General features: G+C 38.9%; 24 protein-coding genes. 8 read left to right on the forward strand and 16 right to left on the reverse strand.

The genetic code is table 11. The features are described from left to right. Nucleotides 1-2 precede the first annotated feature (2 nt). Complete coding sequence (locus AC6CHS_RS14575) at nt 3-557, reverse strand: hypothetical protein (protein ID WP_498237165.1); 555 nt, start codon at nt 555-557, stop codon at nt 3-5. A 126-nt stretch (nt 558-683) separates the two neighbouring features. On the opposite strand from AC6CHS_RS14575, the gene AC6CHS_RS14580 reads away from it, so the two are divergent. Next, entirely contained in the window at nt 684-1136 is a 453-nt protein-coding gene (locus tag AC6CHS_RS14580) for a DinB family protein (protein WP_498237166.1), read from the forward strand. Further along, a complete protein-coding gene (locus tag AC6CHS_RS14585; protein WP_498237167.1) occupies nt 1120-2262 on the forward strand; it encodes an NAD(P)/FAD-dependent oxidoreductase in 1143 nt (380 codons plus the stop codon). The genes AC6CHS_RS14580 and AC6CHS_RS14585 overlap by 17 nt, the downstream gene beginning before the upstream one ends. Before the next feature lie 389 nt (nt 2263-2651). On the opposite strand, the gene AC6CHS_RS14590 is transcribed toward AC6CHS_RS14585, so the two are convergent. Together AC6CHS_RS14590 and AC6CHS_RS14595 are read right to left on the reverse strand one after the other, a co-directional pair. Continuing rightward, nucleotides 2652-3068, reverse strand: coding sequence for a universal stress protein (locus AC6CHS_RS14590; RefSeq protein ID WP_106898483.1), 417 nt, complete (start codon nt 3066-3068; stop codon nt 2652-2654). Between the two features lie 39 nt (nt 3069-3107). Then, nucleotides 3108-4568, reverse strand: coding sequence for a SulP family inorganic anion transporter (locus AC6CHS_RS14595; RefSeq protein WP_498237169.1), 1461 nt, complete (start codon nt 4566-4568; stop codon nt 3108-3110). Nucleotides 4569-4828: 260 nt separating this feature from the next. Here AC6CHS_RS14595 and AC6CHS_RS14600 point away from each other — a divergent pair, with 260 nt between their 5' ends. Continuing rightward, the gene (locus AC6CHS_RS14600; RefSeq protein ID WP_498237171.1) at nt 4829-4999 is read left to right on the forward strand and encodes a hypothetical protein; all 171 of its coding nucleotides are present in this window, start codon (nt 4829-4831) and stop codon (nt 4997-4999) included. 111 nt (nt 5000-5110) lie between these two features. Here AC6CHS_RS14600 and AC6CHS_RS14605 read toward each other — a convergent pair whose 3' ends face one another. From AC6CHS_RS14605 to AC6CHS_RS14615, 3 genes are all read right to left on the reverse strand, one after another. Beyond that, nucleotides 5111-5791: a DUF7986 domain-containing protein gene (locus tag AC6CHS_RS14605; RefSeq protein WP_498237173.1), complete on the reverse strand. Its 681-nt coding sequence runs from the start codon at nt 5789-5791 to the stop codon at nt 5111-5113. A 187-nt stretch (nt 5792-5978) separates the two neighbouring features. Continuing rightward, complete coding sequence (locus tag AC6CHS_RS14610; RefSeq protein ID WP_498237174.1) at nt 5979-6965, reverse strand: cation diffusion facilitator family transporter; 987 nt, start codon at nt 6963-6965, stop codon at nt 5979-5981. A gap of 23 nt (nt 6966-6988) precedes the next feature. Next, a complete protein-coding gene (locus AC6CHS_RS14615; RefSeq protein WP_498237176.1) occupies nt 6989-7633 on the reverse strand; it encodes a YczE/YyaS/YitT family protein in 645 nt (214 codons plus the stop codon). Nucleotides 7634-7825: 192 nt separating this feature from the next. Here AC6CHS_RS14615 and AC6CHS_RS14620 point away from each other — a divergent pair, with 192 nt between their 5' ends. Beyond that, nucleotides 7826-8725, forward strand: a complete 900-nt coding sequence (locus AC6CHS_RS14620; RefSeq protein WP_498237177.1) for a 3-hydroxyacyl-CoA dehydrogenase — start codon at nt 7826-7828, stop codon at nt 8723-8725. A 184-nt stretch (nt 8726-8909) separates the two neighbouring features. On the opposite strand, the gene AC6CHS_RS14625 is transcribed toward AC6CHS_RS14620, so the two are convergent. Further along, complete coding sequence (locus AC6CHS_RS14625) at nt 8910-10100, reverse strand: DUF4317 domain-containing protein (RefSeq protein WP_498237362.1); 1191 nt, start codon at nt 10098-10100, stop codon at nt 8910-8912. 281 nt (nt 10101-10381) lie between these two features. Further along, nucleotides 10382-12205 carry a M3 family oligoendopeptidase gene (locus AC6CHS_RS14630; protein ID WP_498237178.1) on the reverse strand — a complete coding sequence of 608 codons (1824 nt, stop codon included), beginning with the start codon at nt 12203-12205 and terminating at the stop codon, nt 10382-10384. A gap of 240 nt (nt 12206-12445) precedes the next feature. Here AC6CHS_RS14630 and AC6CHS_RS14635 point away from each other — a divergent pair, with 240 nt between their 5' ends. Genes AC6CHS_RS14635 through AC6CHS_RS14650 form a run of 4 tightly spaced genes read left to right on the forward strand, consistent with a single transcriptional unit; the run spans nt 12446 to nt 16612 of the window. Beyond that, nucleotides 12446-14194 (forward strand): class I adenylate-forming enzyme family protein, encoded by a 1749-nt coding sequence (locus tag AC6CHS_RS14635; RefSeq protein WP_498237179.1) that lies wholly within the window; start codon nt 12446-12448, stop codon nt 14192-14194. 34 nt (nt 14195-14228) lie between these two features. Next, a complete protein-coding gene (locus tag AC6CHS_RS14640) occupies nt 14229-14678 on the forward strand; it encodes an acyl-CoA thioesterase (protein WP_498237180.1) in 450 nt (149 codons plus the stop codon). A 26-nt stretch (nt 14679-14704) separates the two neighbouring features. After that, nucleotides 14705-15985: a beta-ketoacyl-[acyl-carrier-protein] synthase family protein gene (locus AC6CHS_RS14645; protein WP_498237182.1), complete on the forward strand. Its 1281-nt coding sequence runs from the start codon at nt 14705-14707 to the stop codon at nt 15983-15985. A gap of 51 nt (nt 15986-16036) precedes the next feature. Next, nucleotides 16037-16612, forward strand: a complete 576-nt coding sequence (locus tag AC6CHS_RS14650) for a Maf family protein (RefSeq protein WP_498237184.1) — start codon at nt 16037-16039, stop codon at nt 16610-16612. A gap of 66 nt (nt 16613-16678) precedes the next feature. Here the strand turns inward: AC6CHS_RS14650 and AC6CHS_RS14655 are convergent, their stop codons facing one another. The 8 genes from AC6CHS_RS14655 to AC6CHS_RS14690 form a co-directional block, all read right to left on the reverse strand. Continuing rightward, a complete protein-coding gene (locus tag AC6CHS_RS14655; RefSeq protein ID WP_498237185.1) occupies nt 16679-17188 on the reverse strand; it encodes a YehS family protein in 510 nt (169 codons plus the stop codon). 330 nt (nt 17189-17518) lie between these two features. After that, nucleotides 17519-18163 carry a hypothetical protein gene (locus AC6CHS_RS14660; RefSeq protein ID WP_058951293.1) on the reverse strand — a complete coding sequence of 215 codons (645 nt, stop codon included), beginning with the start codon at nt 18161-18163 and terminating at the stop codon, nt 17519-17521. 210 nt (nt 18164-18373) lie between these two features. Further along, a complete protein-coding gene (locus AC6CHS_RS14665; RefSeq protein WP_498237187.1) occupies nt 18374-19816 on the reverse strand; it encodes a 6-phospho-beta-glucosidase in 1443 nt (480 codons plus the stop codon). A 67-nt stretch (nt 19817-19883) separates the two neighbouring features. Continuing rightward, a complete protein-coding gene (locus tag AC6CHS_RS14670; RefSeq protein ID WP_498237189.1) occupies nt 19884-21317 on the reverse strand; it encodes a glycoside hydrolase family 1 protein in 1434 nt (477 codons plus the stop codon). Nucleotides 21318-21379: 62 nt separating this feature from the next. Then, a complete protein-coding gene (locus AC6CHS_RS14675; RefSeq protein WP_498237191.1) occupies nt 21380-23308 on the reverse strand; it encodes a beta-glucoside-specific PTS transporter subunit IIABC in 1929 nt (642 codons plus the stop codon). A 211-nt stretch (nt 23309-23519) separates the two neighbouring features. Further along, entirely contained in the window at nt 23520-24377 is an 858-nt protein-coding gene (gene licT / locus AC6CHS_RS14680) for a BglG family transcription antiterminator LicT (RefSeq protein ID WP_498237193.1), read from the reverse strand. 351 nt (nt 24378-24728) lie between these two features. Next, entirely contained in the window at nt 24729-25379 is a 651-nt protein-coding gene (locus tag AC6CHS_RS14685) for an SDR family oxidoreductase (RefSeq protein WP_498237194.1), read from the reverse strand. Between the two features lie 128 nt (nt 25380-25507). After that, the gene (locus tag AC6CHS_RS14690; RefSeq protein WP_498237196.1) at nt 25508-26254 is read right to left on the reverse strand and encodes an SDR family NAD(P)-dependent oxidoreductase; all 747 of its coding nucleotides are present in this window, start codon (nt 26252-26254) and stop codon (nt 25508-25510) included. Between the last annotated feature and the right edge of the window lie 108 nt (nt 26255-26362).

Genomic DNA, 26362 nt, shown 5'->3' on the forward strand with positions numbered 1-26362 from the left:
CTTTATTGTTGATAATACCATTCGAGAATCTTATTTCTCTTTTCCGTATCTTGTACATCCTTCGCACTAAACCCACCAACGTCGACGACTTTAATTTCCGGGTTTAGTGGCCTGCTTGTATCTTGCACCTTGACGATACAATAGCCTTCCAAGTTAGCAAGTCTTATTTCCAATATTGCTTTATTAGAATACAATTCATAAATCTTTTCTTCATCTTCTATTGTAAGATTCCAGCCAGTGTTGATTTCTTCTTGACTGAAAACAACGGATTCTTGCTCGGTTGGTTTAGAAAGAGAAGGTGTTTGGGTAACTGTCTCTTTCTTCAAGATACCATCCAATAAACGGATAACCTCAGCTATACCGATTAATACAATACCATTCATCATTGAACTTCCGGCTATCATGAAAAACGTGCTCCATTCTACTGAAGTAGTTCCTCCCGGAGTAAGGCCGGAATAGTCCTCAAATCTGGCCATGTTCCACGCATTGTATAAACCCGCCAGAAGTACGATAATACCTGCAATAAATATAATTCTACTTATGACGATTGCTCTCAATGTCTTTCCCCCTCCTCTATTTAATTCTTTACCTGATCAAAAATCCCTTCATAAAATCAATATATTTTACATTCGAACCTTTTATTTTTATAGTTAATATCAAATGTTCTATTAGGAGGAATATAAATGTCAGAGCAATTTGATCTTACTCGTTCTGCTTTATTAGGCTTTATTGAAAATATCGACGAGAAAACGGCTGATGTACAGCCTGCATACTTTAATAACACAATCCGTTGGCATATCGGGCATGTGTTGGTAACGCCAGAGTCACTACTGTTTGGCTTTCCAAACCATTCCGATAATCTACCAAAGTCATTTAATGACTTGTTTGGCACAGGAACGAAACCAGCAGATTGGCAAGATACTCCACCTAGTATATCTGAACTCGTTACAGAGCTCGAACAACAACGCTCACGTATTAAAGATCTGACAGATGACTTTTTCAAGCAGGATCTCCCTTATACCTTACCGTTTGGAAATTTTAAAACCTATGGAGATGTTTATGAAATGATTCTGCAGCATGAGAATGAGCATCTTGGTAAAATAAAGGCAATGAAGCAAGTTGTCGACAAGTTATAAGGAAAAAGAAGGCTATATTGTAATTGGTGGCGGTATACTAGGTGCCTCCACCGCTTTTCATCTTGCTAGTAACGGGAAAGCTGTTACGCTAATTGACCGCAAGGATACAGGTCAGGCAACAGATGCTGCTGCAGGAATCGTCTGTCCTTGGCTTTCCCAGAGAAGAAATAAAGCCTGGTACCAGCTCGCTAAAGGTGGAGCAAAAATCTACCCGGAAATAATTAACAAGTTGCGAGAGCTTGGAGAGGCCGACACCGGCTATGAGCGGGTCGGTGCAATAAGCCTGCATTCAGATGAAAAGAAACTTAATGCTATGAAGGAAAGGGCATTAAAAAGAAGAGAAGATGCACCTGAAATTGGCAATATAACGATATTAAACGAGGAAGAAACAAAACAAGCCTTCCCTCTGATTGGCGAAGGGTATGGCGCTGTTCATGTAAGCGGAGCTGCTCGCGTTGACGGTCGAAAACTACGCGATGCCTTAATCAGTGGAGCAAAAAAGCTTGGAGCACAAATAGTCAAGGGTGATGCCAGCCTTGTTGCTGATAATAGTAAAGTAACCGGTGTACGTGTGGATCATGAAATGTATGAGGCTGGTGCCGTAATTGCTGCAACAGGAGCCTGGATGGGAGAATTATTTAAACCATTGGGAATCTCTTTTAATGTTAAACCACAACGAGCCCAACTCATGCATCTACAAGTTACTGGGTATGATACAGCAAAATGGCCTGTTGTCATGCCACCAACCAATCAGTATATGCTCGCTTTCGAGGATCAACGCCTCGTAATCGGAGCAACACAAGAAGACGACACAGGCTTTAATCCAAGCGTAACAGCAGGTGGTCTATACGAAGTGCTCAGTAAAGCGCTACAGGTTTCCCCTCAACTGGAACACGCGACCGTTCTTGAAACAAGAGTAGGCTTTAGACCTGTCACACCAGGATTTCTACCAGTAGTTGGCAGTATACCTGGCGTTTCTGGGCTCTTTGCCGCAAATGGACTAGGTGCCTCTGGTCTTACGATGGGGCCATACATAGGGGCAGAGCTTGCAAAGATGGCCCAGGGAATTGAATCAGAAATTGATCCCGCAAATTATCCTGTAGCTGAAGCTGTTACAAAGCTTTAGTTTAAATGGTATGGGTGTGAAGCGTCTCCTTTTTTGGAGGCGCCTTTTTTGTTGAAGCGATAGTGATTTGGATGAGGTGGTTATGGTGATGCGCTATTTTTGAAGATCGGGATATATCACTTTTGGAGGTTCTGGCTTCACTTTGTGGGGCTCTGGTTTCACTTTGCCTCCCTCTCGATTCACTCTGCCTCCCTCCCGATTCACTCTGCCTATCTCTCGATTCACTCTGACTCCCTCTCGATTCACTCTGACTCCCTCTCGATTCACTCTGACTCCCTCTCGATTCACTTTGCCTATCTCTCGATTCACTTCCAACATCTCGCCACTTGGAATACAAAAAAGGCTGCCAATTCGGCAGCCTTTTTCTATATCTTTTGTTATCTACTATTCTATTTCACAATTAATACGGGACATTCTACGCGTTTCGCCACTTTGTGGCTCACGCTTCCGAGGATAAAGGTCTGCAGGTTGTTCAGCCCCCTACTCCCTAGCACTACGCCATCTATTTCATTATTGTTGGCATAGTTGACTAAAGTAGGACCTGCTTCGCCATGCAAAATCTTAATCTCGTATTGAATATCGGTTTTATTCAATAATTCTTTAACAGCCTTTAGTTTATCATTGCGCATTTTTTCTAGGGCGAATTTGTCCGTTGCATGTAGCACATCTGACTTCGCTTTATTGCCATCCACAACGTACACAACATTAATGACTCCATTAAACTTCTCAGCAAGCTCTATAGCATAATTTGCTGAGCGAATGGAATGCTCTGATCCATCTACAGCCAATAGTATTCTTTTAAACACCATAACCACCCTCTACAGATTCTGATAAAAGCACTTATTTTAATGTCCTGATGCCTTTGATAATCCACCAATACGTTGAACTAAATTCTTACTTGCTTCATTTAAACCCGTGAACTCCACGTTAATGTGGTGTTGTTCAAACTTAGCTTGAATCTTATCAAGCGCTCCTACTGCTGAATCATCCCATAAATGCGCACGACTTAGATCAATTTCCACTTCCTTAACAGTATCGGCAAAAACAAACTGCGCCGTGAAATCACTTACCGAAGCAAAAAACAACTGACCTTCAATACGATAAACTCTTTTTTGTTTTCGCATCATTAACTCATCAGTAACTTTCACTTTGGAAATTTTAGCAGCAAAGAAAATAGCACTTAATACCACACCAGCAAGCACACCTTTTGATAAATCATGTGTGTAAAGCACGACAGCAACAGTTGTTAGCATGACAACTGCATCTGTTCTTGGCAATTTATGCAAGTTACGTATCGAGGACCAATCAAATGTACCAATAGATACCATAAACATAACACCAGCTAAGGCAGCCATTGGAATTTGCACAACAAGTCCGCCTAGTACAATAATCAGAAACATTAAGAACGATCCAGCAACCAATGCAGATAAACGGCCTCTACCACCAGACTTCACATTGATGACAGACTGACCAATCATGGCACAACCAGCCATTCCACCGAAAAAGCCTGCAACAATATTCGCAATCCCTTGTCCGCGACTTTCTTTGTTTTTATTACTCTCTGTATCTGTCATATCATCTACAATATTAGCAGTTAATAAGGATTCTAGTAATCCTACAATAGCTAGAGCCAGGGAGTATGGGAAAATAATCATCAACGTTTCAAAGGTAAATGGAATAGAAGGAATCAAGAAGATAGGCAATTGCTGTTTCAATGCACCCATATCCCCAACTGTTCCAATGTCTATTTTACCAAAAATTACGATTGCTGTGACGACAATAATTGCTACCAAGGCAGATGGTACTGCCTTGGTAACCCTAGGCAATAGATAGATAATAGCCAAGGTAAGTCCAACAAGTGCATACATAATCCAGCTTTCCCCTTGGAAATGCGGAATCTGTGCTGTAAATATTAGAATGGCTAGTGAGTTAACAAAGCCTACCATCACCGAACGTGGTACAAACTTCATAGCTCTTGCTAGCTTAAAAACGCCAAAAATGATTTGGATGATTCCTGTAAGAATCGTTGCTGCAAACAAATACTGCAACCCATGATCCGCAACGAGATTTACCATGAGTAGCGCCATTGCTCCTGTTGCCGCAGAGATCATACCCGGTCTCCCTCCGACAAAAGCAATTACAACTGCAATACAAAAAGATGCATATAATCCAATCATTGGATCAACACCCGCTATGATTGAAAAGGCTATTGCTTCTGGGATTAAAGCCAGTGCAACTACCAAACCTGCCAGGACATCCCCTTTGACATTGCCAAACCATTCATTCTTCAATTGTTCTACTTTCAACTATTCAACCTCTTTTCATATATATTCAAGCCAACTTATGGCATGTTCCGTAGATAACTAAGAAATCATACCATAATTAATCACATTTCACAAAACGCGAAGAATGCGTAAACAAAAGGCATTTACGTCTTTTTTTATTGATTTTCTTCTATTTTCTCTTAATTTTAGTAGTAGGCCCATTCTCGATATAAATGATGGCTTTATTTACGTTTAAAATCAAGGTATACTTACATGTGAAATGAGTGAAAGAAGGTGAAGAAATGAAAGGAAGAATTGCAGTATTTGTTATTATCTTAGTTACGATTATTGCCATGTTCTTATGTTGGCTATGGCTTCAGGATGTTATCGAGGATTATGATTTGGAAAGAGCACTTGGGGGGACGAAGGTTGGGGATTACGAGCACAATCCAGCTGACTCCCAGTTATCATAAATGTTTTGCCATGTTGAACTCTTAATATCGGGATGAATTTAATTCTGATATGCCTCGAGGCAAGGCTTTCTACATGGGGCTTCCGATGTTCTCTCATACGATCATTTCTTATCATAGCTTCTCTTCCATCGTTTGCATAGTGATACGGAGCAGAGCGGGATACGACGAAGCTGGAACAACATAATCTAGATTGGAATTATGCCTTTCTAGAAACTGCCGAAACCTTCCCATAAACTCTGGTACGATTGTTACGGGAAGATGAAAGAGCCTGCCTTGCGTGGTATAAACATTATTTCCGACAGGTAACAGTATGCCGCTTATGATCTCACCCATTTTAGGAGTTTGGAATATTTCATTGAAAATAAATACCTTTTTCTTCTCTTTTAAAAATACGTCTTGAACGTGGAATAACCGGTTATACTTTCTATCTATCTTGATTACGCGATAGAACCCTAGCGTGATACTTAGCCAACTATTCAAGTGTGCCTGCACAACCTTGTCTTCCTTAGTCCATTTTTTGTTATGTACTTCTAAATAATCCTGGTAGATGGTCATACCATGGGGAGCTTGCGGGTAGCAAAATAATAGCCACCAAATGATTTGGGGAAAAGCTTTATCAAACAATACTTCAGGAACATTCATTTGCTTTAATAATTTTTCAATTTCTTTCCGCAATAACTGGTCATACTTTTCAATGGAAAATAAGAACAAATCATCCAAGATAAACAGTAATTCCTTTGTAGACTGCTGCGTATCATGTAATTCATCTAAACTTCTGCCGTTATTCAACACCTGGCAACCCCCTTCGTGAATTCACCCTATCTTATCACGAAAAAAGCTACAAATCAGGTTGGTATAATCCCATTTCAGCTATTATAAACCCCTTGAAAATAACATTCTCCCCTAAGGAAAAGCCCGTTATCTTTCCCTAATGAATACTAGAAATGTGATTATGAGTGTTTAGAATCATCTCGTTTTCTTACTCATCCGTTTTAGGAATATTACGCTGTTTGACTTTTTCTTCCCAACTCTTATCCCCATCGTCCTCTATAATTCCTAGTAGTACATCTGCTACTTCGGATTGGCGTAAAAGCGTATCGGACAACTCAAACTTAATATCATCTGCTTTTGCCAGGCTAAGCCCTTTTTTTAGTTCAACCGTTCCCTCAACATGGTATAGCCGGCCTTCCTGTACAATTCGGATTCGATGAATATCCACTACGTCTTCATGGTCTAAAAGTATAGTTGTCAGCTTGTCTTGAACCTCTGCTGGTGCTGAAACTCCGATTAAACCGATCATATTATCATAGCCCACTCGAAAAGCGACAAACAACATTAAACACCCAATTAACATGGAAATTAAACCATCTGCTTGCAAAATACCAAAAAACTGCGAAAGCACTATACCAACCATTGCTAGGAGTGCACCTGATGTTGCAACAAGATCCTCATAAAAAACAAGTCGTGTAGCAGGCGATGCCTTCCGGACATTTTTAAAAGCTACGGTTATTACATTACTTGATTCATCCGTTTTACTTTCACTTCTTATTTCCCGCATCGCTTTAAAAAGAATTAATCCATCAATGACTAAGGAAGCAAGTAATACGATAAAGTTTAACAGTAAGCCATCTGATTCCTCAGGATCCTGAAATAAATGCCATCCTTTTAATATTGTCTCATAAGCCATCACGGTTACGACAATTACAGCGACCATACAAAAGATATTAATGACTCTTCCAAAGCCTGACGGGAATCGTTTGGATGGTGGAAACTCAGCCAGTACACTACCAAAAAACACAAACCCCTGATTTACAGCATCGGCAAGGGAATGCATAGAGGATGCAAACATGGAACCATTTCCGCTAAAAGCTGCAGCTATTCCCTTTATCCCGGCCAAAAAGGCATTTCCTAGGGCAGCAATACCCGAAGATGTATTTCCTTTACGTACCTTTTCTATGATACTCATGTAAATTCCATCCCTTTCTGATGTTAGGCTCCCGTTTTATGAAGGCCTTTCTCTTCCATTGAAGTTTCTATTTTATTTAAATGCCCACCCAGTAGCTTATACGTAAACTGAAAAATCGGACTTTGAATAAATGTAAAGACAAAAGTAAAAAGAAAAACAGGTCCACCAAGCAACAGACCAATGAGTAATACAAAACATTCTGTTATAATACGCACTTTTCCTACAGAAGCACCGAGTTTATCAGAAATGGAGAGCATAAATCCGTCCCTTGGACCTGACCCCACTGCAGCTGAGTTGTAGATTCCCCCTCCAATCCCCATTAAAACAATTCCTGAAATAATCACGAGGACATCTAGCCAGCTTTCACTAGCATGTGGTAAGAAATCTAGAAATAAGAAAAAGTCCACAAACACACCAACAAGAATGCCATTTAAAAACGTACCTAGTCGTATATAACTTTTGTCCAGAATCCATGAGACAATAATCAGGATTACGGAAATAATAATCGTCCAAGACCCAATTGATAACCCTAGTTTTTCATGAAGCGCCACATTTAATACGTCCCATGGATGAATTCCCAAATGTTGCATGTTTATCGCTATACTGATACCTATACTGAATAGAATTAAACCAAAGAAAAATACACTCCAGCGGATCGTCTTTATCATAAAACCCCTTCTCTCTTGCTAAAATATTAAAAATTATCTTCAGTTTTAAAAAAATCAAAACTCCAATTTAGTTTATCATTTTTCCTATGAATGTGTAGATAGTTTTCAAAGGATGATAAGCAAAATCCTTCATGTTTTTTTATATTTTATGTCATACTATTAATTCTACAGAATAGGAAAGAAGGAATATACATGAATTTTTCAACTATCACAATCGCAGGAAGTGGTGTATTAGGTAGTCAAATAGCCTACCAAACTGCATTTAAGGGATTCGATGTTACGGTATATGATATTAACGATGAAGCCCTAGAGAAGGCGAAAGAGAGAATTGAAAAACTAAAAGGACGCTATCAAAAGGATCTCGGAGCTACAGAACAAGCTGTCAATGATGCGTACAGTCGTATCGCGTTTCAGTCTGATCTAGCGAAGGCCGTTTCGGATTCAGACCTCGTTATCGAAGCAATTCCAGAGGTAGTAAAGATTAAAACAGAATTTTATAATGAGATAGGAAAAGTAGCTCCCGAAAGAACTGTTTTTGCAACAAACTCATCCACCTTATTACCAAGCCAATTTGCAGAGGCAACTGGTCGTCCAGAAAAGTTTCTTGCCTTGCACTTTGCCAATGAAATATGGATAAACAACACAGCTGAAGTTATGAAGCATCCTGGTACTGATAATGATGTGTTTGACGAAGTAAGTCAGTTTGCAAAAGCAATTGGAATGGTGGCACTACCATTACACAAGGAGCAACCAGGTTACATTCTTAACTCTCTATTAGTTCCATTATTAGATGCTGCAGAGCTACTCCTTTCTAAGGAAGTAGCAGATGTTGAAACAATTGATAAAACGTGGATGATTGCTACTGGCGCTCCGAAAGGACCTTTCGCCATCCTAGACGTAGTCGGAATTACGACTTCTTATAATATCGTAAATGCAAAAGCCGAAGCGACCGGTAAAGAAGAGTTTAAAAAGCTAGCAAACTTGCTCAAAACCGAGTATATCGACAAAGGTAAACTTGGTACCGCAACTGGAGAAGGATTCTACAAGTATCCAAATCCAAGCTTTGAAGATCCTGATTTCTTAAAAAACTAAACGAATGGCGTATGTTACTTGAGTACTACGTAATAGGCGTCTTTTTTTATATCTCCTATGGTATGTTTTGCTTACGGAAGTTGAGTGAAAAATAGTATAAAAAAATCAGAACCATTGGCTATGATTCTGATTTTTTATGTTTTCATATATTTTCACTAAAAATGGATAGTGATTTCTTTGGAAGTTATTCTTCCTCTACTTTTGCTTTTTGGACTAATGCTTCAGGGATCATTTCAAAGCCCTCAATCATTGTGTTCTCTTCCAATTCGATCATAAGACTTAGTTTTCCATCAAAATGAATTTGTTTCACAAATCGTAAGTCTTCTGGGCTTACTTTTATGTCTGCCACTTTCGTCTTAATCTTAATTGATTTTTTATTGTATTTTGGAATGATGCTACTTGCTTTTAACTCATATTTTTCATCGTCAATCACTGTCTTAAACGCAGTTTCAACCTTTTCTGTATCAACGTCCTCTATCCCACTGCTTTTCAGGACACTTTCCACATCTTTATAATCCAACCTTGGCACATCATCTTCCTCATGCTCTTCAATTACCCGATGAATTTCATCATACACATTAGAAAGCGTGGACGTATTAATTTGATCTCCGGTAACCTTTTTGACTATCTCCTCGAATACCACCTTATCATCTTCTGCTGTCATCGTTTCTTCTGCATTCAAAACTTCCTCAATAAAATGGTAATTTAGTTCATATGCTTTTCCAGCAGAGTAAAGAACATGGTTTACGTCCGCAGCGTTCTCTGTAAAAGTTGGGAATAAAAAGCCGGAAATCGGCGCCTTAAGATTAATAACAGGGTCAACCACGATGTTATATTTAAATTCTTTTTCTACATAGTCAAACAACAGCTCTTTTTTCGGATCCTGTGTTTTATTCATACTACATAAAATGAACTTATTGGAATATACCGCATCTCGTGAGCTTTCTTCTGCATCTTCATTGCTTCGTTTCATAGGCTTCATATATTCACCCTGAATAAAAGTAACCACAATATCCATTTCATATTGCTTATCCTTTAACATTTTTTCCACAAGACGCAACATTTGGCCTTTCCATTCTTCTGTATCATTACTCAATATTCCTTGATGTAAGATAAGCTGACTACTATCTTCTACATCACGTTGAAATTTCAATTCAAATAATTTCTCATCAAGCTGCCCTGTTAGCACTTTTTTAAAATTGGTCATAAATAAATCTTTTTGTTCTTCTTCAAGTAAGTCAAAGGGCACACTCTGATGATGATAGATTTCGCTCGATTCTTTCATGATATATACGTTAAAGATATCGTTTATTTTCAACAAATCGTTATTTATTTTAAACTGCTTTCGAATATTTGCGATGTCTTTTTTGTTCAACTTCATTCCACTCCTAAATTGGACTACGAATATATATTCTTCGTTCATCCATTCTATCATTTTCCATTTAGGTTATATAGATAAATATTTTAAAATGAAAGTTGGAAAATCTCTGTACAATATTAATTGTGTGTTTCAAAAGAGAACGGTTCTTCAGCCACCATGATACTAATCTTATAAAGTGAAACTTCAATCAGTGGGGTTTTCGTTCTTCCCCCACTGAATGTTAGTTGAACGAATCGGGGTGTTAGCGTCCGTTACTCCCACTTAACTTCACTGTTTCACTTCATATTTTGAAGTGGGGTTCTTACGGACGCTTGCACCTCGATAAATTCCTTCACATCATTCATACACAGCTCCATTCCTTTTTCCCAAAAAGATTCGGAAGTAATATCTTCCCCGAGGTGTTTCATCACTAGATCTTCCGTTGACATACTTCCGGAATCGCGAAGGAACGCAAGATAATCTTTTTCAAATTCTCTTCCTTTTTCTTTTGCCTTTGCATAAATACTTAAGGAAAGTAGGTATCCAAATGTATATGGGAAGTTATAAAATGGAGACTTCGTAATATAGAAATGTGGCGTCCAAACCCACGAGTGAACAGGGATATGACCAAGTGAACCATTATATCCTATATCCATAGATTCCTTCATTAATCTATTCAAACGAGTTGCTGAAACAACCCCCTGCTTTCTTTCCTCGTAAAATTTCTTTTCATATAAGAACCTTGCATTTATATTCATAAAGTTCATTACACTTCTCTTTAATTTTTCATCTAATAAAAGCAGTTTATCTTTCTTCGCGGTTGCCTGATCTATTGCTGCATCTAAAACGATCATTTCTAAAAAAGTAGAAGCTGTTTCTGCGAGACTCATAGGATATTCCTTGTTAATACTATCAACGTCCTTCATAGCATAATTATGAAAGGCATGTCCAAGTTCATGAGTAAGAGTTAGCAAGTCCTTTATCGTTCCTGAATAAGTCATGTAAACTCTGGATTCACCTGTTTGTGGGAAACCTATACAGAATGGGACTGCTGATTTATTTGGACGATTTTCAGATTCCACCCACCCCTTTTCAAATGCATTAGAAATAAAGCTTGCTAATTCTGGACCAAATTGGCTTAGATGACTTGTCACAAATTTCACAGCCTTATCGTAGTCAATATGCTGATCACTATTTGTAATGGGAGCCCAGAAATGATAGGAATTGAGTTTTGCTTCCCCTAAAATCTCAGCCTTTCCATTTAGATATTCAGTAAATGCATTTTTATGTTTATCCACTGCTCCCCACATCACATCTAGCGTCTCTGCTTTAATTCTGTTATTTAACAAGGGCTCTTCTAAAATATTTTCGACTCCTTTGGTTTTATACACTTGTAATCGGAAACCAGCAATGTGATTTAGAATCTGTGCAAACAATCCCTCTTTTTCTTTCCAAACATTTTCTAATGCCTCATGAGAAGCTTTGCGTACTTCAGCATTTGGGTCTGCCCTTAAATTCATAGCCTGACCAACTGATAATGTATTTTCCTTTCCATTAATTGAGACTTTCACTTTTATGCTGTTCATTAGTGTTTTATAAAACGAATACCAAGCTTGATAACCATCTATCCTTAGATCAGATATTAGCCGCTCCTCTCTTTCAGATAGTTGTAACCTACCTTTTTGTCGCCATTCATTTAATATATATTTATAATTACTTAATATCTCTGTATCCAACATTTCATTCCATAACTTCTCTTCTATTTGTTGAAGGAGTTGCTGTGTTCTTTTGACACTTGTTTCAAAACTAGCATTAAGATAACCTACTTTATCCTCTAGTGTAGAAGCTTTTTGATCTTTTGGATTTTGTGCCAGTAGGCATACGATAAAAGATTTGGCTTGTGATACGTTCATTTCAATTTCACTAATCAATTTAATTAACTCTGCTACCTCTACTGGTTCAGCAATACAATTTGGACTTACAAAACTATCAACTTTACTGTTAAAATCTTTTATCTTCCTTTCTGTACTTCGTAGATGTTCAACTAACTGTGGTGACTCACTCCCGCCCGGAAATATGGAGTCTAAGTCCCATACTTCTCGATATACACCCTTTTTCATTTTCCCCCTCCATTCACCTGTCTATATTCACAACAGCGATTACTAGCTGACAATTCAAATAATTATATATCTTCATCTTACATGAAACCGTCACCTAACAAAATACTATTTGAGCTTTGTGTGCTAATAGATCATCCAAATATTTTCCTTTTTCCCTCAAAAGTTTTGAAGGTTATATTTGAAAGTTCTATAATGAATACTAGGTTCGAAATATTTGTACATATCAAGGAGGAACAGTTTATGCCAACAAAGGACAATGCAACTGAATCTACCATTATTGAGGATATCTCTGCAAGACGGGCAGCACTTGATGCTAGATTTAATAAATGGCCACGTAATACGATTGCCACACACTTTTATCAAGCTTGTTCTACATATCCTGAAAGAATGTATATTCAAACAGATAACGATTCGATTACCTATAAAGAGACATGGAAACTCGCCAAGAACTACGCTAAAGCGTTAATCAAACTTGGTGTAAGGCGTCGAGACCATGTTGCGATTCTAATGGAAAATGACGTCGTGTATCCTGCTCTCATGATTGCATGTTCAATGGTAGGCGCTGTGTTTATCCCAATAAATACTATGTTAAGCAAAAACGAATTAAAATACATACTTACACAATCTGATGCACGCTATTTAATCATGCATCAAGCGACAAAAAATAATCCCCTTGCTGTCTCTATAACTGCTTTGCTAAATGAAGAGTATTTTAAAGAAGAGACTCAGCTTCAAGAAATCGTTTGTTTACCGAATCATTATGAGTTATTGGACGAGCGCTTTCTTCCATGGGAGAAATTTTGTAAGAAAGCTGAATTAACTACAGATGAGGAATGGCAGGAAAGATGGAATGCATCCCGTTATCCTGATGAAGTAGGTGCAATCATATATACTTCTGGATCTACTGGTACACCTAAAGGGGTTATGCTTACAGATGACATGCTGCTCAGGTCTTCCTACAGCACGTGTATGAGCAGGGCAATTGAGGATGGGCGTGTAACGTTTGCTCCACTTCCATTTTATCATTGCTACAACCTGATAGAAGGGATCTTTGCTATGTCCTTTGTTGGTGGCTTATTGGTAGCACCGCGTTCTTTTTCGCCACTATCTGCTATGGAAATGATAGAAAAATATCAAGCTAATGACTTTCTACTTGTTCCAACCATGCTTGTTCCATTTTTGAATCATCCAAAGCTCACAGAATATGATCTGTCCAGTCTATTTGCTATGTGGTGTGGTGCGGCACCTGCCCCTATCCCAGTATGGAAAAAGGCAATCGAATTACTTGGTCTGACAGAAATCATTACTGGCTATGGGCAGTCCGAAGTAGCCTCTTCTGGTGTAACGACAGAGCTTGGTATTTCTCTTGAAACACTCACAACAAGAGTTGGCCGACCGAAGCTTGGTGGTGTGAGTGGTCTTCCTGAATTTAATGGCAGCAATGTAGAGTACAAAACGGTAGATATCGAAACGAGAGAAACTCTACCCCATGGAAGTGTTGGAGAACTTGCAGTACGTGGCGCGACCGTTAGTCACGGTTACTATAAAAAGCCGGAAGAAACCGCAAAAGTTATCGATAAGGATGGTTGGTTACTAACAGGTGACGTAGGTCGACTAGATGAAAATGGTTATATTGAGCTAATTGGACGAACGAAGGATATTTACAAAGTATCGGGGGAATTAGTTTCCCCTCGTGAAGTGGAAGAGGCCATTTCCAAGCATCCAATGGTCGACCAGGTTGCTGTTATCGGAGTACCCGATTCCTTAACTACAGAAGCTGGTGCCGCGTTCATTGAATTAAAAGCCGGTGAAGATTGTAAGAGAAAAGATATTTTGAGCTGGTGCACTGATTATCTCGCTCGGTTCAAGGTGCCTCGTCATATCTGGTTTATAGAAACAACAGAATGGCCATTAACGAGTACTGGAAAGGTGCAAAAATTCCGGTTAAAGGAAATTGCCGAAGAAAGATTGGCGACAAGAAATAAATAATTTCTAGAGTTCAAAAATAGGGAGATGCATGTAAATGAAGGCTTGGCATAAGGAAATAATACGTGTTCATTATAAAGATACGGATCAAATGGGCGTTGTCCATCACGGTAACTATGTAAACTTGTTTGAAATAGGTCGAACCGAATGGATGCGACATGCAGGTATTCCGTACAGCAAAATGGAGGACATGGGACTTTTACTGCCTGTAATGGATCTGAATATAAACTATCAAAACTCCGCTCGATATGATGATCTTCTTGTCATCTATACGAAAGTAAGTAATTTTTCAAAAGTACGCCTGCAGTTTGATTATGAGGCAAGGCTCATCCCAAACAATGATGCTCAAGGAAAGGTAGCCGATACACCAACTGGAGAGTTGCTCGCAAAAGGTTCCACTGTCCATATGTGGGTCACACGTGATTGGAAGCCTGCCCGGATAGATCGCTTTGCCCCAGAAGTATATGCGCTATTTCAAGAAGCGTAATTATTTTGATAGAGAGGAGCATGACCATGAATGAATCGATGCCAATAGCTGTAACGGGAATGGGAACGGTGAGCCCTTACGGTGTAGGACTGTCTATGTTTTGGGACAACTTAATTGCGAATAAATCTGCTGTTAAAGAAGTTGAAGATGAACAACTGCATCAGTGGGCTCCCGTTGGTGCGAGAGTTCAAGATTTCAATCCTGCAGACTATCTACCAAAGAAGCTAGTTAAAAATACGGATCGTTTTACCCAACTTGCACTTATTGCAGCAACAGAGGCTTTGTCTAATGCTGGTATTCTTGGAGAAGATGGCGAAACAATTGCTCCCAGTATTGATCCAGAACGGATCGGCACTTCTATTGGATCAGCCTTTGGGGGTATTCAGTCATTAGAGGAAGGCTCTGGAAAATTAGCTACAGGAAAAGCTTCACGTGTCGGCCCTCGGCTCATTTCCAAATGCATCCCGAATGCAGCTGCAGCCACTATTGCAAAGCACTATGGTTTACGCGGTCCTTCGAGTACTCATGTAACAGCCTGTGCAGCATCAGCGCATGCGATTGGTGAGTCTACTTTCTGGTTTTGGCGTGATGATGTGGATTTCGTACTCGCTGGCGGAGCTGATTGCCTCTGGTCACCTGTTTTCCTATCAGGTTTACGGGATATGGGGGCGCTCGCAACAGAAGGACCAGAAGACAAAACGACATGGTCACGTCCTTTTGACCGAGATAGAACGGGCATGCTAATGGGGGAAGGGTCAGCTTTATTTGTGCTTGAACCATTGGAAAAGGCCAAAGCACGCGGTGCCCATATCCATGCCATTTTAGGCGGGTATGGCTCCTCAAATGATGCCTACCACGATACAGCCCCACATCCAGATGGCACAGGTGCCGCGCTCGCGATGAAACGAGCACTACGTTCAGCTAATTTGGGGCCAGCTGACATTGAATATGTTAATGCCCATGCTACATCTACTAAAGCCGGAGACATTGCTGAAACGAAGGCATTGCTAAGTTTATTTGGGAAACAATTGGATGCTATCCCTGTAAGTTCGATAAAAGGTGCGGTTGGCCATCTACTTGGAGCTGCTGGCGCAATCGAAAGCCTCGCTAGCATAAAAGCAATGGAAACAGGAATTATTCCCCCCACCCTCCATTGTGAAAATCGGGATAAGCTCGCCCCAATGGATGTCGTACCGAACCAAAGTCGTAAACAGCAAGTTAAGACAGTACTGAGCAATTCATTTGGATTCGGTGGGCAAAACGGCACATTGATATGGAAGGCATATAATGCTGAGGAGCAGGGTTAATCCCTGCTCTCTTGCATATTTTAAAACGAAAACGTAGTAGGAGGTATTAACATGTCAACTGCCAAACTTATTCTCGGTTCTTCTTCACCTAGAAGACAGGAGTTACTAAAACAAGTACACCTCCCCTTCTCTGTTCGTACACCAGATATTGATGAATCACAAATTACAACAAATAATCCAATCGAGAAGGTAGAACAACTAGCAATACAAAAAAGCCAATCTATCCCTTTGTTAGATGAAAAAGAAGTGATCTTAACAGCAGATACAGTCGTTTCCTATAAGCAACAAATCTTTGAAAAACCAAAGAACAAAGAAGCTGCTATTCATATGATTTCGGACTTAAGTGGGGAAACGCATAAGGTCTATACTGGTGTAAAGATACGTTCTTCAACACAGGAGCTTGTTTTTGTGGAACGATCAGAGGTAGAATTTTGGCCATTGTCAGAGGAAGAAATAAACTGGTATGTATCAACCCCTGATCCCTACGATAAAGCTGGAGCTTACGGGATTCAGAGCCTAGGAGCAGCGTTTGTCAAAAGAATTAATGGTGACTACGCAACAATTGTTGGGCTACCTATTTCGAAGGTAGTACGAGAATTAAGGCAGTTTTCCATTTTTCCAAATTAATAAAAGGGCTGCCTTAGGACAAGCCCTTAATGGAGATAAGCTTATAGAATAAATCCACCTATAAGCTTATCCCCTATATCGCATGCCCAGTCCTTTTAAAAAGTTCCTCGCATACCTATCGCCACATCTTCTGTAATTGCTGTGGCCTTCTTTTCGAAGCAATGCACTTAACTCACCTTTAGAGACGTTAACCCCTACTTCTTCCCAAATTGCTAACATATCCTCAGTTGTTAGCTTCAACGCTATCTTTAATTTTTTCAGCATAACATTATTAACACTGCCACTGTTTTTTATCATCATAGGCGGACGTTCAGGCTGGCCTGGTTTTGGTTCTTGTTTTCCTCTTTTATGTACAATAAGACCATTAAAAAAAGACTCCAACATTGGATTATCACATGGAAGCTCATACTCATTTTCATCATCACTTAGGCTATCATTTAACCTGCTGAGCATTTCCTGTACATCTTCTTTTGTAACTTCCACGTCTCCTAATTGAAATATCTTAACCATATCCTCATCTTTTATATCAAGTGCATATCTTAAACGAACAAGGATATCATTATTGTTCATATCCATCGCCATTCCTCCTAATAGTCGGGTTAAATAACTAGTTTACCACGTAACGGAAAGGTTTTACAGTATGGCTGGATGATTGGACTTATGACTGATAAAGGGGAACATGAAACTGCCACGTGAACCTTTTAAAGTGGCACAGCTTTGCCTTGTTGCGACGCGACTCCGCCTTGGTGTCGCGACTTTTTCTCTTTCTGACGCGACTTTCACTCTTTATGGCGCGACCTCGCCTTGTTGCGACGCAGCACTTCCACAAACTGACGCGACTATCCAAAATACATATGAAAGGGAGGAGCCAATACAAAGGTCCTCCCCTAAGCTTACAAGCTAATCTTAAACTTCTCCTTCATCTAATGGTGCGAGGGAGTCCATATGGCTAGCGATCATAGCGATAATGGTGCTAGCTTCATCCTTGCTAAAAATAAAATGAGATTCATCTTTAATCAAATCGTCGTCCTCTGTCCAGATACGGTTTGTTCGCTTAAGTACTCCATCTCCAGTTTCTCCTACAACTCCAAACTGATAGGAAATCTCTACCTCATCCTCGTCATAGTACGCCGTAACCTCAGGAGTTTCCCATTCCACATCAATTTCCTCAAAGTATATTTCATCCGTTTCTTCTTCATCGTCCATAATATAACCTGAGTCATCTGTTTCAATAAAATCCGCTTCAATGTACTCGTGGAAGCTCTCATGAACAGCATCCATGATATCGTCTATATCTTCAAGCACTACTTTACTAGTCAATCCATATTCCGGGTCTATCGTTTGAATATAGAACTCTTCATTATATGGATCGAAGAATAATGTACAGAAGTAATCAATGTCCTCTTCCCCACTGTAAGTGAAAAAGTCTAAACGAGGATGCTTGGCTCCGCGCTCAATGGACATTCTTCCATTCTCATCGTACTTTTCGCATATTGAATTAAGGCTTTCTTGCAATTCCTCACATACCCTATCAAACCATTCCAAGTGCATAGAGATTCCCACCTTTTTATTGGATTCCCCTTTAGTATGAACGGATATCCAAAAATATCTCCATAAATCCACAGGTAAATTTTGCGATATTATTATTTAAGCAAAGAAGCCATTCAAAAAAACATGGAAATGCACTTTAATAGATAATTAAAAATCCCCTGTAAGAAATGTTTGCATATTTCCTACAGGGAGTTTCCTTTAATAGAATTCCTAGGCGAGATCTGCGCCATTTGATTGGATGACTCGTTTATACCAATCAAAGCTCTTCTTTTTACTTCTATCTAATGTGCCTTCACCTTTATTGTCCCTATCTACATAAATATATCCATAACGCTTTTTCATCTCACCAGTTGAGGCACTTACGATATCAATTGGTCCCCAGCTTGTGTAACCGATTAGCTCAACACCATCCTGAATAGCTTCCCTCATCTGTTTAATATGAGCACGCAAGTAGTCAATCCTATAATCATCGTTAATCTCGCCAGACTCATTTGGCTCATCCATAGCTCCAAGACCATTTTCTACAACAAATAGAGGTTTTTGATAACGATCGTATAATTGATTTGCTGTAATTCGGAAACCTTTTGGATCAATTGTCCAGCCCCATTCTGATTTCTGCAAATATGGATTAGAAATAGATCCAAATACGTTCCCACTTGTCGTATTCTCTTGAACTGTTGGATCGGTGCTTGTTAACCGGCTAGCATAATAACTAAACCCAATATAATCTACGGTATGATTTTTTAGTAGTGCTTCATCACCATCTTCTGCTTGTATGGTAATCCCCTTTTCCCGGAAGAACCGTTTCGCATAACCAGGATACTCTCCACGAGATTGTACATCGATAAAGAAAAAAGACTCACGATCTTTTTCCATTGCGTCTAGGACGTCATCTGGATTACTTGAATAAGCATATGTCATACCAGCCGCTAACATACAACCTATTTGCGCATCTGGATTTATCTCATGGCCAGCTTTCACTGCTATAGCACTGGCGACTAGCTGATGATGTGCTGCCTGATATTTAATCTGTTGCTCATTTTCACCTTTTTGGAATACAAGTCCTGCTCCAACATATGGTAAATGTAAAAGCATATTAATTTCATTAAAGGTCAACCAATACTTTACTTTATCTTTGTATCGCGTAAATACTGTCCTAGCATATTTTTCAAAAAAACCTACTAGTTTTCGGCTCTTCCAGCTACCGTAAGCCTCTACCAAATGAACTGGTACATCAAAGTGAGCAAGTGTAACAACTGGTTCGATTCCATGCTTTTGCAATTCATCAAAAACGTTATCATAGAACTGCAATCCTGCTTCATTCGGGACCGCGTCGTCACCGTTTGGAAAGATACGAGCCCACGATATAGACAGACGTAGTGATTTAAAACCCATTTCTGCAAAAAGCGAAATATCCTCTTTATAGTGATGGTAAAAATCAATTGCTTTATGTGAGGGGTAAAATTCTCCGTCTAATGGCGAATAGGAAGGTAGGTTCCCTGTCATAATAGAATAACGTTTTTCTCCTGTTGGGAGCAGATCTACCGTCGTTAACCCCTTCCCATCCTCTAAGTAAGCTCCTTCAGTTTGGTTGGCAGCAATTGCACCGCCCCATAAAAATCCTTTTGGGAAAGTCTTTACTACTTTATCCATAACAATTCACCTCTATCTGTAATGTAGATCAGTGAGAGACAAGATCCCCCACTGATTAATTTCCCTCCTATAAATTTTCTCCATTTGAAAAGATAACATCTTTATACCAGTAAAATGACTTTTTACGTGACCGTTCCATAGTACCGCTACCGTCATCATGTTTATCTACGTAAATAAATCCATAACGTTTTGAATACTGACCTGAGGATGCACTTACTAAATCAATACACCCCCAACTTGTATAACCAATTAGATCCACGCCATCTTCCACTGCTTCTGCCATTTGCTCAATGTGGGAGCGAAGATAATCAATACGGTAATCATCATTAACCGAGCCATCCTCTTCCACTTCATCATAAGCTCCTAGACCATTTTCTACTACCATAAGTGGTTTTTGATAACGGCCATATAACTCATTTAAAGAAATCCTTAAACCAACAGGATCTATCTCCCAACCCCAATCACTTGCTTGTAGGAATGGATTTTTGACTCCTCCGATTAAGTTTCCATGGCCCATTTCTTCTGGCGTTTTTTCTAATTTATCTGTCCGTGACATATAATAACTAAAAGAGACGAAGTCTACAGTACCTTCTTTAATGGTTTCAAGATCTCCTTCTTGAATGTTTAACTCGACATTATTTTCTTTAAAATAACGCTTCGCGAAGGAAGGATATTCCCCTCTTACTTGTACATCTCCACAGAGATAATTAAATATATTACTTTCCTCTTGAGCATGCATGACATTCTCAGGTTTTGAATCGTAGGAATAAACAGGCGCGTAGATTAACATACAACCAATTTGGGATCCTGGAATCAAATTATGTCCTAGCTTAACGGCTCGTGCACTTGCGACAAATTGATGATGTAAGCCTTGGAAACTATCTTGTAAACGAGTTTCTTCACTTTCAGGTGAAAACCCAAGTCCTAGCAATGGCATATGTGTTGCACCATTAATTTCATTGAACGTTAACCAATATTTAACCTTATTTTTATACCGTGTAAAGATAGTTTCAACATAGCGATCAAAAAACTCAACTAGTTTCCGATTTCTCCACCCACCATATTCTTTTATCAAGTGTAATGGTGTTTCATAATGTGCGATAGTTACTAATGGTTCAATTCCATGCTTATGAAGTTCATCAAATACTCGGTCATAAAAGGCTAAGCCTTCCTCATTTGGCTCCAATTCATCTCCTTTAGGGAAAATACGGCTCCATGCAATACTCATACGATATGTTTTAAACCCCATGTCTGCAAATAAGGCAATGTCTTCTTTGTAACGATGATAGAAGTCGATACCCTCATGGTTCGGATAACTATATTTAGATTTATCAATTTCAAAATCAAACCCAGTTTGTCCAAGTAACTCAAGCCTCGCTTTACCACCAGGTAAGACGTCAGCTAAGTTAAGACCCTTTCCACCTTCACCATATCCACCTTCAAGTTGGTTGGCCGCAGTAGCTCCGCCCCATAAAAATCCTTTTGGAAAACTTTCTGTCATGATATATTCCTCCTAGTTAGTTTGGAACAAGGGCCGATCTATGATGTCGACCCAGCTCTTCCTTATTTTATTTTTAGCTCAATCAATGGATCCTGAGATTTGACTTGTTCTTCACTCGTTCCAGTCATTTCAAATTGATCATGATTTGTTACAACAACTGGTGTAGTAAGAATAAAGCCCTCTTTTTTAATCGCCTCTACATCAAATTCAATTAGCAATTGTCCTCTTTTCACACGATCTCCTTGCACAATATAAGCGTTAAAATGTTTCCCTTCTAATTGCACTGTATCCACCCCTACGTGTATTAGTAGTTCTGCACCTTCATCAGATGTGATACCGATGGCATGGTGAGTTGGGAATAATGCTGAAACGGTACCTGATACTGGTGAAAACACTTTACCTTCAGAAGGGTCAATTGCAATGCCTTTACCTAGTGCACCTGATGCAAAAGCTGTATCTTCAATTTCTTCTAAGCTCTTTATTTTTCCATTTAATGGACTACCAACCAACTCATTTCTTAAATCTTGACCCGCTGTTGTATTTGTTGCTGTCACTGTTGCTTGGCTCGTATCAATCGTACTTTCTTCCATTTTATTAATGCTACCGAAGAAGTAAGTTAAGACGAAAGCTATCACAGATCCTACCACAACCGCTATAATTGCTCCATACACGGACATATTAAGACCCTCATCAGGAATAAAAGATGGGAATTGGAAGACTCCTAGTCCTCCCATAACATATCCCTTTGAACCAAAAGCTCCTAATAGGGCCCCACCAATTGCTGACGAAATAATAGTAAAAATAAATGGCCTTTTTAAAGGTAAAGCAATCCCGTACATGCCTGGTTCTGTCACACCAAAGATTGCTGAAATAATTGCTGGTACACTAAGTGTTTTTGTGTTTTTATTTTTCGTCCTTAACCAGACAGCGAAGATTGCTGTAGCTAATGCAAATGAATGGACAAAGATTAAAGCTAGAATTGGGTCCACTCCGCCAACAGCAATGTTATTCATGGCAATTGGCACAAGCCCCCAATGAAGACCAAACATAACAAACACTAACCAAAATCCACCAAGAAATGCTCCTGCAATGATTGGACTTAAATCATAGACCCAAATCGTAGCTGTTCCTAATAACTGACTAGCCCATGTTGCGATAGGACCGATGATGATAAATGTTAATGGAATAATGATAAGTAATGTGAACATCGGCACCAGGAACATCCTTACAACCGATGGGATAACCTTCGCAAAGAATCTTTCTAGCTTAGCTGCAAAAAATGCGGATATTATAATAGGAATAACAGACATGGAATAAGTCATTAATATAACTGGTATACCAAAGAATTCAATGTAAACAGGTGATTCAAACATTGTTCCTGAGAATAAGGTGTACAATGGTTCTCCTGCACTTGGTATTCCTTCTAGAGTTGGGTAAACCAGCGCCATAGCGATAACCATACCTAGGAACGGCGTTCCGCCAAACTTCTTCATTGCTGTATATCCTAAGAGGATTGGTAAGAAGTAAAATAGCCCATCTCCAATTGCATTTAGAATCTGGTATGTTCCGCCTTCTTCATTAAGCCATCCAATGGCAACAAATAAAGCATTGAATCCTTTAATCATACCGGAGGCTGCTAGCACTCCAAGTATTGGAGTAAAGATTCCAGAAATCATATCAATAAAGCGATTAAATAAGCTTCCTTTTTCTTCATTGCCATCAATATCCGAAGATCGCTCACCTTGGAAACCACCTTCTTTTACGACAGCCTTATAAACATCGGCTACATGATTCCCAATTACCACTTGGTATTGCCCTGCGCTTTTACGAACTGTTACCACGCCATCCATATTTTCTAACGCTTGTGTATTCGCTTTACTTTCATCCTTCAATTTAAAACGAAGACGCGTGATACAATGCACAACACTGTTAACGTTTTCTTTTCCTCCGACATGTTCAGTAATGTCTTTCGCCAATTGATTGTATTTCATAATCTGCCACCTTCTCCCCTTTTTTTCAAATAAAAAACCTGAACCAATTCGGAATACGCACATAGAAACTGCGTAAATCCAATTGATTCAGGTTATGCCCAAACTAGGTAACATTCCTAAACGTTTATTAAATTAGCGTTAATTAATTAACAATTTAAATTTATCATGCGATTTCATTAATGTCAACAAGAAAATAAAACGTTTTCATAGATTATTCACCATTAGTCTGTCGCTGCCGATATGTTACTCGGTGTATATGTACAGTAATATAGATTTTCTCATCTTGTGACAAAGACCAATTAAAGTTCTTCTCTAAATATAGATTAATTTTTTCTGTACAAGAAAATGCTTTGTTATATTTACGCTGCACTTGCTCATATAGAAAATCATCAACAGTATCTTCCAACTTTTCTTTCCTAATAAAACGAATAGAAAAATAGCGTAGATGAGTTAGAAACCGTTCATAATTAATGGAACCTTCATCTAATTCCATTTGGTAATGATATTTAACAATATTCAATATATTGTTAACCATATCTGTTACTTGGACGGCCACCTCTAAGTTTTCTCCAGAGATCCCACTATTTACTAAATGCAAGGCTATAGACGCCGCTTCATCTTCATCCATACGGAATCCTGTATGCTCTTCAATAATATTTAAAGCTTTTAATCCAATCTGAAATTCTTTCTTATAATATTTTCGTATTTCATAGGACAGTGGGTTTTTTAATTCAATTCCTTGCTTATGTCTACTAACAGCAAAGCTAATGTGGTCAGTTAATGCCACATATAAGTATTCATCTAATTTATAGGACAGTTGAGACTGAGCACAGTCCAATATATGCGTTGCGATTTCCAGATAATTTTCTGAGGTGTATTTTAATAATTGGTCTAATTTTTCGGAAGTATGTGTGTTTTGGAGTACAAATTTTTTCTCTATTTTTAATTCATCTATCGATTGACCAACCTTTTTTTGGAAAGCTAATCCTTTCCCCATTACTACCAGCTCTTTATTGTTTTCATTTTCGGTTATAACAACGTTATTATTTAAGACCTTCTTTATGTCCATATAAACACCTCCCCTGAAAATGGACTTTTCCCGAACAATTTTTAGTATAAGAAATTTATGAATATAAAAAATAACTTAAAATAACTTTATAAAAAGAAAAACCTAAATTTGGTCACAGGTACCCATAAAGGGTCCCTTCCACAAATTTAGGTTTTGCCTGCCGAACAGTAACAATCCTGCTAATTGTAAACGGTTTAATATTATTTAATCATACACAATTTGGCGTGTCAAGCTAAGTCAATATATTCAGATATACTCGTAATTGGTTAATATGAACTAGGTCTTTTTTTAATTAAATATATAAATCCATCTTAGGATTTTCAACTTCAACTGCTAATTGGTGATGGTTCCCTAAATTGACCGCACCGCTTCTTTTATCGGCTTACTACCATTCACAATTTGAAACTCTTTTCCAATCGTATTCTTATCTTCTAGGCATGCTTCAATGACTTTCGCAACATCTTCTCTGGAGATTTGCCCACGAGCTACATCCATACCTGCTTCAATTTGGCCAGTTCCTTCTTCATTCGTAAGTCCACCAGGATGAATGATGGTATAATCCAAGTCTGTTGCTCGTAACCATTCATCTGCATAATGCTTTGCTGCAACATATGGAGCAAAGGAATCAGGTGCTTCCTGAATAGCTTCCCGTCTTGTATCAAAGGAACTAATCATGATAAATCGCTTCACACCGGACTTCTTGGCAGCTTCAATTGTTTTAACTGCGCCATCTAAATCAACCATAATGGTTTTGTCTTTCCCTGTTTTCGGTCCAGATCCGGCAGTAAATACAACCGCATCTACGCCCTCAGCAGCTTTGGCAATCGAATCAATATCTTCTTCCAAGTCAACTATTGCTGTTTCTGCATTTCGTTCTACAAAATAAGTTGCTTGCTCCTTTTTACGGATCATTGCTTTAGCTTCAAGTTGATCATTATCTTGAATAAACGTGACAAGATGCTTACCAATTTGGCCATTTGCCCCAACTACTAATGTTTTCAATGCCTACACCCTTTCTAAGATTGTGAGTTATGTTACCTCTATTGTGCCCTTTTCCCTTTCTGTAAATCAATTATGCTGTTTGACCGTACAATGGAAAAAAGAACCCAATGTAGGATTCTGTTGTTAAGTTATTTTGCAGTATAACCGCCATCTACAAGAATGGTGGTTCCTGTAACAAAATCGTTTTCTGCTAGAAATACGAAAGCATGTGCAACTTCTTCTGGGTTTCCTAGTCTTCCAATTGGATGTTTATCCACGAGACCATCATAAAAATCACCCAGGGATTCTTTGTTTACAAGGCCTGACTCTATGAAGCCTGGTGCAACGGCATTTACCCGGATGTTCTGATCAGCATACTCCAGCGCTAGGGATTTTGTTATTTGATTGACAGCACCTTTGGATGCAGCATATGCCATTGAAGTTGGTTCCCCAACCGAGCCTAAAATAGAGGAAGTGCTTAGAACGACACCGCCGCCTGTTTTTATCATTTCGCGTATTGCGTATTTCGCTCCATAGAAAACCCCATCCTGGTTAACTGAAATAACTTGTTTGTATTCTTCTTCAGTTACCTCATGAGTTGGTTTCTGGATACCAATACCAGCGTTATTAACAATGATATCTACTCTGCTAAAATGTTCTACCGTTTTAGCCACCATGCTTTCAACAGACTCTTCATTTCCAGAATCTACTTTTACAAAATACACATTGTCTGAATATGATTGTTTTAATTCTTTTTCAGCAGCTAGTCCACCTTCTTCATTGAAATCAGCAATAACAACCTTCCCACCCTTTGCTAGAAAAGCTTCAACAGTTGCTAAACCAATACCAGATGCTCCACCTGTAACAATTGCAACTTTATTTGTTAAATCTGTCATATTATCTTCCTCCTCTTATTATAGGAAAAGTTATACCCATGCATCTTATTATGCTCACTTTTATATTCTTCCCTTATAAGATTTGAAAGAAACACGCAAACCTATCTG

Source organism: Oceanobacillus sp. GQ8, assembly GCF_059758495.1.